Here is a 13,518-nt window from a genome sequence, read left to right as displayed (position 1 = left end):
ACAAATACCAAATCCGAATGTCTCAAAGTCAGAAATGACCAAGAGCAGAAGTGTCTTAAGCATTTCGTTTTTCGAGTTCGTTTGAGATTTCGGTTTTCGTTTTTCGGATTTGCGATGGCTTCTGTCTCCTCGGACGAGATCAGTACGTAATCGTCAGCGTCGCCGAAGGATAGAACGACAACATGTTGACCCGCTGTCCTGTCCGCCGGTCGAAGTAGAAAATGTTCTTGTTGTTGTACACGTTCAACAAGTCAGCTCCAACGTTCACGTCGAGTCCGAGTACCTGGAGGTTGTATGCCACGCTTACGTCCATCCGATGATAGGCGGGAAGTCTCGCGGCATTCTTCGGCCCGAGCATGATGTATGGTGACCCTGTCTCGGACTCAAACTGACCGGGCAACGCATTGTCAAGCGTCAACCGGTCGAAGTATCCCACCGTCTGCGAAAACGGAAATCCGGAACCGAACTCCCACTTCACGGTCGTCGTCAGCCCTCGCACGAGATGGCCAATTGCCATCAGGTTGATATGGTGACGGCGGTCGTACCGGGGATAGTAGACGAATCCTCCATTGTTGATCTTCGCCCAACTCAGAGAGTAGACTCCATAGAGATCGACAAGTGGAGAGTGGGAACGGAGCGTAACCTCTGCACCGTAGGAATCGCCGTCACCCTTGATGTAGTCAGGATCGGTGGCGTCGATCTTGTCCCGATTGTAGACGACCAGAGAATTGTACCGCTTGTAATATGATTCGAAATTCAACGAAGCCTGTTCTGTAATGCTTCCGGAGAGTCCTATGACGTAGTGATCTGCCTGCTGGGGTTTCATCTCCCGCGGGACGCGAATCCATGCATCGAAGATCGATATCACGTCATCTTCGTTGCCGACCGTGAGCATTCGTTGCGAAAACCGTCCGTATGATGCTTTCGCTCTCCACGTTCCCAGCACGAGATAACTAGCATTGACACGGGGCTGTATTTCACGCAGGGCATCACCACCGTCAAAGAGAGAACCGATTTCCACATGCAGTCCGCCGTCGATTGTCAGAGGCCCGATGGCTGTCGAATACCTCGCCCACGAGGAGACTTCAAGAAGTGAACTCGGGATTTTCTGCGCCAGACCCAGTCTATTCACGAATGAGTAGTCGAGCGTGGGGAAACTGAAATCGAATCCGAAGTAGTACATGTCTTGCGGACCCGTATAGACAGTAGCGTTAGCCCGTAGTCCTTGTTCCTTCACGGATGTCGAGGCCGCCGTGACGTTCCCGGAGACGCTTTCGCTCCGGCTGGCCGTATAATTGCTCACGTAGACAAGCCAGTTCACGAACATCCTGGCGCTCGGCAGGCCTGAGCCTGAAAGCGCAAATCCGTTGGTTCTCCACGAGTACTCTGGTTCAGAAGGGCTGCGGGAGGAGAGAATATCTCCGCTCGTCAGAAACGTGATGTCGAACTTCTGCACGCCTCCCGGCTGCGTCGAGAGCTTCGCCGTCGCGTCGTAGAACGACAGGGGAACATCCTGTCCGACGATGTTGCCGAACGTGTGGGAAGAGATGGATTTACGGGCGTTGATCACGAACGACGACTTGGAAATCGCAGGTCCCTCAATCTCAAACTCTGACGAAAGGAAATTGATGTTTGCACGGGACGCAATTCTGTCTGCTCTGCCGTCGCGGGCGGTAATGTTCACGACCGATGAGAGCTTGCCACCGTATCCCGGCGGGAATGCGCCAGTGTAGACTTCGACGTTGTCGACAACTTCCGGACTGAACACACTGTAGATTCCGAGGGCGTGGAACGGATAGTAGATCCTGATTCCATCAAACATGAACAGGTTCTGATCGCCTGCGCCGCCGCGTACGTAGAACCTCGAGCTGACGTCGCTCGTGGAAACGATACCGGGGAGAATCTTGAGCGACTGCAGCAAGTCCTGCTGGCCGGCGACCGGAACGAGCTTCAGGTCCTGTTTGTCGAGCACATGGACGCTTGTCGTCTTTGTCTCTATTTCCAGACGCTTTCTGGTCCCGGTTACGAGGACTTCTTCGTTCTGCACGGCAACAGGAGAGAGCTCGAAATTGAGCTCTACCGACCTGCCTTCCCGGACAACCACCGTCCGGACAGCCCTGATGTAGCCGATCGAACTCGCCGCAAGCTCATACGTGCCCGGCGGAAGCTTGGGAATGAAATAGAAGCCGAGGTTATTGGCGGCAGCTCCCCGCAGGGTACCAACGACAGAGATATTGGTGAACGGAATCCGCTGTTTCGTGAGGCTGTCCGTCACGACCCCGTAGACGTCAGTTGTCTGTGCGAAGAGTGCATTGACACATACTGTCAGAAGGATGAGGAAGATAAAGGCGGAGTGTCGCATTGAGAGTCGCATCATCGGTTTCCCCAAAAGTTCTCTGGTAAAATGTTCACGAGCGAGTCGAGGCTATACGCGCCGACAAGTCCAAGGCCATCGGTGACTCTTGAGATCATCGGTTCATCCAGCCGAATGGAAAACGGATCACGACTCGCGTGCACGATACTATAGTAGTCGTAGAGGTTCCTGTCGGCCTGGAGCAACACGAGTGTTGCCCATTTGAAAATGATCCTCGTAGATTTGTACTTTTCATTCACTTTGTTCAGTATGCCTTTGTAATAGCCATTGCGATAGATCAGCCCGATCTGCGAAGTGTTAGGGGAGACCCTCAGGTCAGGGTATTGTGGAATGTCGAGACTGTACTTCGATGAATCCGCGGACGAGACAGGGATCTCGACCCTTTCCTCGACCCACTCCGACCCTTTGAGAACGTCGTAGTAGATGAGCAGCCGCCCGACGTAGCCCTTCGAAATGCTTGACAGTTGCACAATGAATATGATGGGAGCGTCCTGCGGAGACCTGTCCGGGCGATCCAGCACCTGCAGCATCTCGGGAGAGAGCGTGATCCTCGGTTGATCGGGAATAATAATAGAGGCGGATGCCTGGCCGTACGAGGGGGATTGCACGATCACGCTGTACGATTTCCCGCGTTGCGGTGTGAAGCTGTTCAGGTAATATGTCCGGAGCGGAAACTTGTATCGAGTGCTGTCCGATCTCGCCAGAAGTGTGTCTCGCAGTCGGAACGTTTTGTTGGATTCCCGAATCGTGACGATTGCATCTCTCAGCACATTGTCCGAAGTGTACGAAAGAGGATCGTACTCGGGAGGCATATAGTTCGTCTGGACGCGAACGAATTGTACGTCACGGTCCGTGGAAAGCACGGAGAAAACGACCATCTTCTCGTCAAGTGAAGCCCGCGGGTCAAACGCCTCATTGCAGGCAGTCAGTAACGAGAACGACAGGCAAATCAAAACGAGGAGAATTCTCTGAGACATCGTGGTGCGATTGTCCAAACTATCGTTCTTGGTTGATACGTGTCTCTAACCCTCAGAGTCATTGCGAGCGATGCCCCGCAGGGGCGAGCGAAGCAATCTCACCAACGTATGCCGAGACAAAAGAGAGATTGTCCGCCTTTCTGGATCCCGCATAGAGGCGGATCCAAAGAGCGGGACTTCGGCAAGAAACGCCTCGCAATGACGTAGTTGGCGTTTTTGAGATGAATTGTAGCCAGAATACTCGACAATGGCAATTGACAGAACCTGCGGAGTTACCTCTTGTTGTAGACGAAGTCCTCCGGCAGGAGGTGGACGAGGGAGTCCAGCGCATAGGCCCCCACGAGACCGGTCCCCCCGGTGACATTCGAGAACATTGGCTCATCCAGTCGTATTGACTGCGCGTCGCGATACGCGTGCGCTACGTTGAAATAGTTGAAAAGGTTCTTGTCGGCTTGCAACACCTGAAAAACCACGCGGTTGAAAATGATCTTGTTCGATTTGTATCGGTCGTAGGAGATCGAACTTAGCGTCGCGGTATAAAGATAGTTCCTGAATATCTGGGCTGCGAAGCCGGTGGAGGTTCGCGCTATCATCTGTGGATAGGTGACATATTTCAAGCTCGTGAACTTAGGGTCGAGCGCTATGAGCGGGACTTCAGTGCGTTTGCTGGCCCATTCAGAACCTTCGAGGACCTCGTAATCAAGGAAGAGCCGACCGACGAAACCTCTCGTAATCGTCGAGAGCACGACATTGAACACCATTTCTTCGTTGCTGTTGAAACTGCCGGGGCTATCCAGGATCATTGGAACAGTTATCCCCATGCTGGGAAAGGATTTCGACGGAATGGTCGCAGAGGCAGAAGCAGATTCCACGCCGGGCGTTTGCACAGTGAAGCGGTATGTCTTGCCTGCCTGAGGCGAAAACGGGCTCATGACAAAAGCATGAATTGGAGACCTGAATCGGGAGGTATCCAGACGGGGGAGGGTGGTATCCCGGAAGCGGTAGGTGGATAGTCCGTCCGTCACAGTGACTTGAGCGCCTGGAATGGCCTTGTCGTCAACGACCGCCAGGGGGTCGAAATCCGGCGGCATATAATTGCGCTCGACCCGCACAAATTGGGCGTTTCGGTCCGTCGAAAGGACTGAGAAAACGACAAGCTGCTCCTGGAAGGGGGCTTTGGGATCGAAAGGCTGGTTACAGCTCAGGAGGAAGAGGGTCGCAAGAAAATTCAACAACAAAGAGGAGTATTTCGACATCGGCGCGGTTCAACTCTTCATCTGTGGATGGAACTACTTCGAGGATAGCGAATGTTCACTACCTATGCAAGTGTTGTCTGTCCCAGTCTCGGCGCGGCAAGGCATCGCCGCACCGGTTCAGCACGAGGCGCACTCGTTTGGCCTTGTGTTGGGAAGTTTGGCAAGTGCCATGCCCGTTCGGGTGCGTGAGAGCGCTCACACAGCCGACCAAACACGACATTCCCTCTTGCTTTTGCAGTCTTACAAACGCAAATTAGGGCAAGTTCGTCACGTCTTTCCCTGATTTTGATCACTGTTTTTCCAAGCTTGGATCCAGAAGATTTCTCCCACAACCACTACGGAGTACAACATGAAAATCAACCTGCTGAAGCTTTGTTTGATTGCCCTGTTGCTATTAATGGGCGCAAGCCTGGCTGTTGCTCAGGTTTCAGTTAGCATCGCTGATACTGCTGGTGTAAACGGGGCGGCATATACGCTCCCCGTGAAAGTGACTGGATTCAACCATGTCGGTTCCTTCAGTATTACGATCACATTTGACAAGAATGCTCTGACCTACAATGGCTACAGCGGCCAGCCCACAGTCGGGATTTTCAACGCGACATCGGTAACGAATGCCAACAACAATGGAAGCGTCTCCTTTTCATGGTTCAATATTTCTCCGGCGCTGAATATTGGAACTGGCACACTTCTTTCGGCTCTGTTCACTCACAAGACCGGTTATTCAGATCTCACTTTCAATACCTCTCCAAGCAACGTGACAGATTCACTCGGCAACAATATGCCTGGAACTTGGACTCATGGCCGAATCGCAGGTCCTCCGTCAACGGTCTCCTTGACAGCGCCGGCAAATGCTGCAACGGCTGTCACGGTATCGCCAACGCTGAGCTGGGCTTCACAGGTGATCGCGAAAACATACAGACTCCAGCTTGCGACGGATGCGGCTTTCACATCAATAGTACTCGACGACGCAACGATCACGACAGCGTCGAAAGCAGTTGGGCCGCTCTCCGGAAACGCAACCTATTACTGGCGCGTCAGTGCCACGAACGCAGGCGGAACGAGTGCCTATCCAACGGCGAACAGCTTCACGACGGTCGCTGCGCCTCCCGCTGCACCGACGCTCGTTTCTCCCGCAGACGCAGCAACAGGCCAGGCGACGAATGTCACCCTGAGTTGGTTTGCATCACCAGGTTCTGATGCATATCGGCTGCAAGTTTCCACAAGCTCGTCCTTCGCCACAACAGTGTATGATGATAGCACACTGACTACGACTTCAAAGGCGATGAGCGGCCTGCTGACGGCCACGACGTACTATTGGCGTGTCAAGGCAAAGAACAACACGCAGGGGACCAGTGCCTATTCCAGCATCAGGAGTTTCACGACGCTGGCAGGAACCCCGACCGTTCCCGTTCTGAGCTCGCCTGCAAATGCCGCAACTGGTGTCACGACCCCCGTGACGCTCACCTGGGGAGCATCGACAGGCGCTGTGACCTACCGCCTGCAGGTTTCCGCAGATCAGAATTTTGGCACCACGTTCTACAATGACAGCACTCTTACAGCGACATCTCAGAGCATCAGCGGGCTTGCGGCAAGCACGACGTACTACTGGAGGGTGAACGCGAAGAATTCGTCCGGCACGAGTGCCTATTCCGCCACGTTCAGTTTCACAACCGGTATAGCGGCACCAGCGGCGCCGACACTTATCGCTCCCGCGAATGTCGCAACTGGTCAAGCATCCAGTCTGACACTTACATGGACCGCTTCCGCGACGGCGACAAGCTACCGGGTACAGGTGTCCACAAGTTCCGCTTTCGCCACAACATTCCTCGATCAAAGCGGCGTCACGGGAACATCGCAAGCGTTGACCGGACTGGTTTCGAGCACGACCTACTACTGGCGTGTCAGTGCGGCGAATGCGGGCGGGACAAGCGCGTATTCGACGACGTTCAGCTTTACAACAGTTGTTGTCGTTCCGCCGACACCGACGCTTTCTGCTCCCGCAAATGGCGCCACGAACCAGCCGTTGACCCAGACTCTCAGCTGGAATCCGTCTGCCGGTGCAGCTGGCTACGGCCTACAGGTTTCCACGGATCAGAATTTCGGATCGACGATCTTCGATCAATCAGGGATCACGGGAACGTCGCAGGGATTAACCGGACTCGCGAACAGCACAACGTATTACTGGCGAGTGAACGCGACGAACTCAGGCGGCACGAGTGCCTACTCGACCGTATTCAGCTTCACGACGACTTCGGGTACCACGGGCCAGCTCGGCCTCAACATGCCTGATATGGTCGCGACGGTCGGCAGCGCAATCAACGTTCCTGTCGGGGTCACCGGATTCACGCACGTCGGATCATTCAGCCTGACGATCACGTTTGACAAAACGGTGCTCACCTTTACGGGAATCGCGAACCAACCTGCGTTTGGCATTTTCAATTCGACTTCCGTCACGAATGCAAACGCGAACGGCAGCATCAATATCTCGTGGTTCAACGTCTCTCCGGCGCTCAACATCGGCACAGGGACATTGTTCAACCTGCTCTTCAATTATGTCAGCGGAACGAGCGCTTTGACGTTTGCGAACACAACCCCGAGCAGCATCACGGATTCGCTCGGCACTAACATGAATTCCACCTACACAAACGGCAGAATCAGAGATGCTGCCAGCGTTTCGCCGGGCGCCCCGTCGCTCACATCACCCGCGAACGGTGCAACTGGCCAGGCGACAAACGTCTCCCTCAGCTGGTCAGCTGTCAGCGCCGCGACGAGCTACCGGCTCGTGGTGTCCACGGACCAGAACTTTGGCACCGCGGTCTACGATCAGAGCGGGCTCACCGGCACTTCCCAGGCGATGAGCGGGCTGCTGAATGGAACGACATACTATTGGAAGGTGAACGCCGCAAATACTGCAGGCGCCAGCCTTTACTCTTCAACCAGGAGCTTTACAACGTTGGTTGCTGCTCCGTCGGCGCCGGCGCTTTCTGCGCCTGCTGACGCTGCAACCGGATTGGCAGTATCGAGCACACTGAGTTGGACCGCATCAGCGGGAGCGGCCACTTACCGGCTGCAGGTCTCGACCGCTTCATCGTTTGCCACTACGGTTGTGGATGATGCGACGCTTACCGGAACTTCACGAGTCGTGTCAGGACTCCTGAACAATACGACGTATTACTGGCGTGTGAGTGCCACGAATGCAGGCGGAACCAGCGCTTATTCGACGGCACGCAGCTTCACGACGATCGTCGGAGCACCGGTTGCGCCGGTTCTTTCATCCCCAGCCGATTTGGCAACTGGTGTTGCATTATCAACGACATTGACCTGGAATGCCTCCGCCGGTGCGGTGACATATCGGGTCCAGCTCTCGACCGTTGCTGATTTTGCTTCAACGCTTGTTGACGATTCCACTCTGACAGGCACTTCGAAGGCTGTCGGTCCGTTGACGAATAATGCAACCTACTACTGGCGCGTGAACGCGAAAAATGCTGGTGGAACGAGCGCGTTCTCGACCGCTTTCAGCTTCAAGGCAATTGTGGCGTTACCATCTGCTCCAACACTTGCTTCACCTGCAGACACCTCCATCAACCAGCAGCTTACGACAACGTTGAGCTGGAACGCCGGAGCAGGCGCGACAACGTACCACTTGCAGGTCTCGGCCTCCGCAACGTTCGCGACGACCGTGGTCGACGACACGACGTTGACGACGACTTCGAAGTCGGTTACCGGCCTGGCTCTGAACACGACGTACTACTGGCGTGTCCGTTCCAAGAATGCCGCCGGTTACAGTGCCTACTCGTCCGCACGGAGCTTCAAGACGATCCGCACGACCGCAGTCGAGAAGCTTGATGGCTTGGTTCCGTCGGACTTCGTTCTGAGTCAGAACTATCCGAACCCGTTCAACCCGGCGACGACGATTCAGTATTCGCTCCCGGCGTCCGGCATGGTTACGCTGCGCGTTTATGACGTGCTGGGGAAAATAGTGTTTGAGCTCGTCAATCAATATCAGGCTGCGGGAAATTACCTCGTGAAGGTGAATGCGCAGAACCTGCCAAGCGGCATGTATCTGTATGAACTCCGCTCCGGCGCATTTGTTCAGACGAAGAGAATGATTCTCGAGAAGTAAGCTTCACATGTCAGGAGAGGCAGCGCGATTTCAAGCACCGGTTCCCGTATGTCCGACGCCGTCGACGATGGCGTGAATATTCGCCCGCTGGAATCCTCGGAGGACTTTCAAGCCTTCGAGGATCTCCAGAGGGAAATATGGGGCCAGAATGTCTCTGAGGTTGTTACCTCATCCCTGGCGAAGATCGTTCAGAGGATCGGAGGCATTGCAGCAGGAGCCTTCGATGTACGGGGAACGATGGTCGGACTTGTGTTCGGTTTCACAGGGTTCAGCAATGGACTCCCTGTCCATTGGTCGCACATGCTGGCAGTCAAAGATAGTCTCCGCGACTCCGGTATCGGAAGGAAGCTTAAACTCTATCAGCGCGACGTCCTTCTTCGCAACGGGATCAAAGAAGTCTATTGGACCTACGATCCTCTCGTTGCCCGTAACGCACACCTCAATTTTAATGCTCTCGGAGTCGAAGTCACGGAGTATGTTCAGGACATGTACGGTCCCGGCGAAGACAGCGAAATGTTTCGCGGAATTGGCACCGATCGGTTCGTCGTCGTGTGGCGGATTGATACCAAACGGGTTGAGACCATTCTTGCCGGTGCTCTTGGGCACGATGTGACAGGATTCATGGATGCTCCGTTGGCCGTCTCCAGGATCCATGCCGGTGCGCCGTGCTCGGTTCTTCAGAGACTGAACGTTGAAGTCGCCCCACGCGTCAGGATCGAGATACCTCCGGACATTCACGCAGTAAGAAACCTCTCTGCAGTGACCGCGGCCGAGTGCAGGCGGGCCACGCGTGAAGCGTTTCAGCATTACCTTTCTGCGGGCTATGATGTTCTTGGGTTCTACCGGGATGAACAAGCAGGCCGTTGCTACTATTGCCTATCCGCAAGGGAACAAGGTTGAGCGTGCGAATCGATTCCATCACTCTCCGCGAGATCCATCTCCCTCTGAAAGAGCCGTTCAGGATTTCTTCAGGAGTCACAGACATTCGAAGGATCTGCCTCCTCGAGCTCATGAGTTCGGAGGGAGTCATCGAATGGAGCGAGTGTGTTGCCGGTGAAGAACCAAACTATTCATACGAAACTGTCGATACAGCCTGGCTTGCTCTGCGTGAATGGATCGCCCCCCGCATTCTCGGGAAGGAAATCAAGAGCCCGCGGGAAGTGTATCCGTTGCTCGAGGCAGATTTTCGCGGCCACTCCATGGCGAAGGCAGGTGCCGAGATGGGAATCTGGGCGTTGTCGGCCCGGACGGCCGGAGTGCCGCTCTCAAACCTTCTTGGAGGAGTGAGAGGGGAAATCGAGGTAGGGATTTCGATCGGAATTCAGGAAAGCCCTCAGATTCTGCTCGAAAAGGTGCAACGCAGTCTCGAGCGGGGATACCGGAAGATCAAGATGAAGATCGAGCCGGGCAAAGACATTGAGTTCGTCCGCTTCGTCCGCAAAGCGGTGGGCTCGAATCCGCACCTGATGGTCGACGCGAACAATGCCTACGAAGAAAGAGACTTCGCAACGCTGTGTCAGCTTGACCAGTTCGATCTCATGATGATCGAACAGCCGCTGGCCTGCGATGACCTCGTACGCCATGCAAAGCTGCAGAAAATGCTCAGGACACCACTGTGTCTCGACGAATCCATCACGAGCGTCGAACGGGCTCAGGATATGATCGAACTTGGCAGCGGGCGGATTGTCAACATCAAACCCGGCAGGGTGGGGGGCTTTACGTCATCGATTGCCATCCACGATCTCTGTGCGCGGCACGGAATCCCGGTTTGGTGCGGCGGCATGCTCGAAAGCGGAGTCGGCAGGGCGCACAATGTGGCACTTGCCTCGCTGAAGAATTTCACCTTGCCCGGCGACATTTCTCCGAGCGACAGGTACTGGGTGCGGGATATCGTTCATCCTGAATGGACGATGGACACGGAAGGGAAAATCACCGTTCCGAGGTCGAAACCGGGAATAGGTGTCTCGGTCGACATCGGTCGCATTGATGAGCTGACGGTGCGTCGTGAAGTATTGCGTGTCTGACGTCTGTTGAGCTCAGCGGCTTGGTGACCTCACCCGTCTTTGTCAGTCACTTCCCAATATTGACCCCGCCGATTCTGCGCATCCCTCCGGACCGTTCCACACCTCTCTCAGCGTCTGGCTTTTCAAGATCCGTTTTCCGTTTCTGACCAACATCCCGAACTCGTACCACTTTTCTCCGGGATTGCGCGACACGTGCGCCACACGGAAAGGTAACCTGCGCATAACAACTTCTTAATTGACATTTGGCCATTTTCCATCCATATTCAGACTGTTCGACTTCGTGATTCTCCTCTTTATGGTATGAGTTCATCGCTGTCGACCGATCCTCGTGCATCGTGCTGGGAACATCGAGTCTCCCATAATTCCTGATGTCTTTGATAAGTGGCTTAGCAGGTGAATAACGTCAAATCTCACTGGATGCGTGCCTCTGTTCTGGCTCTGATATTGCTCATCGTCCTCGGTACCAGCACCGCCCCGGCGCAAGACAGGGGAGGCGCTCCGCTGAACAAGACGTCTGGCGACGACAATTCGAAGTTCACGAGCGTCGGGAATATCGCCCTCACTGTGACAAACTTCGGTGTCATCGGCCATGGCTTTCGTCTCTGGCCGCAGCAGCCCTCCATGCAGTACCCTCGCAGTTCAGGCATAGAGCACCTCTTTGTGGGGGGACTCTGGGTAGGAGCTGGCTCAGATGGGTCAGGCGGCGGGATGCGGGTGACAACAGGAGCTGTTGATGTTTCGTCGATTCGGGCCGGTGTCTCAGAGGGATTTGAATTTACGACCGGGACAGGCTCACGTGTTTTAGAGCGTTCATCGCTTCCGGATAACGCGTTCTACGATCCCCGGGCAACCAGTCATCAGGATTTTCTCGCCGATTTCACCGACGTCAACACGATAAACCCCAACCAGAACAACGAGCCGATTCCGAACCACAGCCCGCTCGGCATCGACGTTCACATGGAGTCGTACGCGTTCAACTTCTCGTTCGCCGATAATTTCGTCATCTTCAACTACACCATCAAGAACACGAACCGTTACGCTCTCGACAGCGTCTACGTTGGCATCTGGGCAGATCTTGTCGTACGGAACACCAACGTTACTCCCCCGACATCCGGAAGTCCGTTCTACAGCCATGGAGGATTGGGATACATCGATTCTGCTCATATCGGTTACGCATATGACTATGATGGAGATGGCGGGCTGGCTGACAACTACGCGGCGATCAAGTTCCTGGGTTCAACTCCGTTCAAAAATCAGACGATATACAATGCGTGGCAATTCAGGAATGGGTCAGATCCGACATACTTTTCCCCCTCGACCGATATCGAGCGGTATAGCAAGATGTCTATCGGCCTGATCCCCGCTCAAATAACAACGATCCCGAAACCGAGCAATTTCATGACGCTGGTCAGCGTGGGGCCATTCAGCCGTATCGCCGCAGGCGACTCGATCAATGTCGTGTTCGCGCTGATGGCAGCAAAAAAGAGGAGCGCTTCGCCGACGATCGATGATTCACCTGCCCAGAAAGTGAATTTGCTGTTGGCATCGGAGTGGTCGCAAAGGACGTACAACGGGGAAGACAGGAATGGTAATGGTATTCAGGACGCAAATGAGCGCTGGTCGACTCCCGGAGTGCCAAAGCGCTACTTCCTTCCGACGCCGCCTGATCCGCCGCACGTGAAAGTGCTGCCCAAGGACAAAACTGTCGAAGTGTACTGGGACAAGGTGGCAGAAGCCTCCGTCGATCCAATTTCCAATCAGAAGGACTTTGAGGGATATAGGATTTACGGAACGCCCGTAGGGTTTGATTTGACGGTGTCGCAGAACATCCTCTCAAACCTTATCCTCCTCGGAGACTTCGATAAGTCGGACGACAAGATAGGCTATAACACGGGTTTTGGATATGTCCGGCTCGCGGCTCCGGTTCAATTCCTGCCGGATACCACGCGCTACTCGTACAAGTTCGTCGTGCCGCAACTGCTGAATGGGTGGCAATATGGATTTGCTGTCACTGCCTATGATTCAGGCGACGCGACAACAAACCTCCAGAGCCTCGAGAGCAGCAAGCTCCAGACCCTTCGCCGCGTGGTTCCGGGTACCGTGGCAAACCAGAATTTCGACAAGCAGGTCGGTGTGTACCCAAACCCGTACTACGCCCGGGCATACTGGGATGGCGGCGCTGAACGATCTCGAAAGCTCTACTTCAACAACCTCCCACCGCACGCTGAAATCAGAATCTACACGCTCGTCGGAGACCTGATCGACCAGTTCGACCATGAAGCGACGACGTACAACGCAAGCGACATCCGGTGGTTCCAGACTTTCTCCGATGGCTCACAGCAACTCTCGGGGGGAGAACATGCGTGGGATCTCATCACGAAAAAGGATCAGGCTATTGCAACAGGTTTGTACCTCTTCACGGTCAAGAACAAAGACACGGGAGAGATTCAGAGAGGAAAGTTTTTGGTGGTCAAATAATCCAGGTTGTATTCTTGCATCAACAAGGAGGTATCCATGAATCGATGGTTGATACGGACATTACTTCTGGTGATGGTCCTGACTATCAGTCTATCAGTCGGGTTTGCCCAGAAAGCTGTTACGATTCCGCAGCTCCAGCAAGTGCCGCTGGATTCGCTGAAGAAGCTTGATACGCTGCAGGCCTCGACGACCGCTACGAAACTCGACAAGTCGCCGAACTGGCGCTTCGACAATGCGTTGGCAGACACTGTATCAGTGACAGGTGTCGTCATCGTAAAACCCGGAG

At 54.6% G+C, this 13,518-nt stretch carries 8 protein-coding genes; 5 read left to right on the top strand and 3 right to left on the bottom strand.

The window, feature by feature from the left end:
• Positions 1 to 139: 139 nt before the first annotated feature.
• The 3 genes from NTU47_15785 to NTU47_15775 all read right to left on the bottom strand — a co-directional run bounded on the left by NTU47_15785 (position 140) and on the right by NTU47_15775 (position 4,607).
• Positions 140 to 2,377, bottom strand: a complete 2,238-nt coding sequence (locus tag NTU47_15785) for a TonB-dependent receptor (protein ID MCX6135266.1) — start codon at positions 2,375 to 2,377, stop codon at positions 140 to 142.
• Positions 2,374 to 3,369 (bottom strand): hypothetical protein, encoded by a 996-nt coding sequence (locus NTU47_15780; protein MCX6135265.1) that lies wholly within the window; start codon positions 3,367 to 3,369, stop codon positions 2,374 to 2,376. The genes NTU47_15785 and NTU47_15780 overlap by 4 nt, the downstream gene beginning before the upstream one ends.
• Positions 3,370 to 3,623: 254 nt before the next feature.
• Positions 3,624 to 4,607, bottom strand: a complete 984-nt coding sequence (locus NTU47_15775; protein ID MCX6135264.1) for a DUF4249 family protein — start codon at positions 4,605 to 4,607, stop codon at positions 3,624 to 3,626.
• A 349-nt stretch (positions 4,608 to 4,956) separates the two neighbouring features.
• On the opposite strand from NTU47_15775, the gene NTU47_15770 reads away from it, so the two are divergent.
• The 5 genes from NTU47_15770 to NTU47_15750 form a co-directional block, all read left to right on the top strand.
• Positions 4,957 to 8,730 (top strand): T9SS type A sorting domain-containing protein, encoded by a 3,774-nt coding sequence (locus tag NTU47_15770; protein ID MCX6135263.1) that lies wholly within the window; start codon positions 4,957 to 4,959, stop codon positions 8,728 to 8,730.
• Between the two features lie 48 nt (positions 8,731 to 8,778).
• Positions 8,779 to 9,630 (top strand): hypothetical protein, encoded by an 852-nt coding sequence (locus tag NTU47_15765; protein ID MCX6135262.1) that lies wholly within the window; start codon positions 8,779 to 8,781, stop codon positions 9,628 to 9,630.
• A gap of 2 nt (positions 9,631 to 9,632) precedes the next feature.
• A complete protein-coding gene (menC, locus tag NTU47_15760) occupies positions 9,633 to 10,754 on the top strand; it encodes an o-succinylbenzoate synthase (protein MCX6135261.1) in 1,122 nt (373 codons plus the stop codon).
• A 393-nt stretch (positions 10,755 to 11,147) separates the two neighbouring features.
• The gene (locus tag NTU47_15755; GenBank protein MCX6135260.1) at positions 11,148 to 13,232 is read left to right on the top strand and encodes a hypothetical protein; all 2,085 of its coding nucleotides are present in this window, start codon (positions 11,148 to 11,150) and stop codon (positions 13,230 to 13,232) included.
• A 36-nt stretch (positions 13,233 to 13,268) separates the two neighbouring features.
• Positions 13,269 to 13,518: hypothetical protein (locus NTU47_15750; protein ID MCX6135259.1), on the top strand; the 250-nt coding region annotated here is incomplete at its 3' end.

Source organism: Ignavibacteriales bacterium, from assembly GCA_026390595.1.
GTDB lineage: Bacteria > Bacteroidota > Ignavibacteria > UBA10030 > UBA10030 > UBA9647.
Note: the sequence above shows the minus strand (reverse complement) of the source record. Positions and strands in the feature narration are given on the sequence as shown.

Excerpts from the sequence above, each read along its gene's own strand:
- NTU47_15785 (MCX6135266.1), bottom strand. The coding sequence starts at position 2,377 with ATGATGCGACTCTCAATGCGACACTCCGCCTTTATCTTCCTCATCCTT.
- NTU47_15775 (MCX6135264.1), bottom strand. The coding sequence starts at position 4,607 with ATGTCGAAATACTCCTCTTTGTTGTTGAATTTTCTTGCGACCCTCTTC.
- NTU47_15770 (MCX6135263.1), top strand. The coding sequence starts at position 4,957 with ATGAAAATCAACCTGCTGAAGCTTTGTTTGATTGCCCTGTTGCTATTA.
- NTU47_15765 (MCX6135262.1), top strand. The coding sequence starts at position 8,779 with ATGTCCGACGCCGTCGACGATGGCGTGAATATTCGCCCGCTGGAATCC.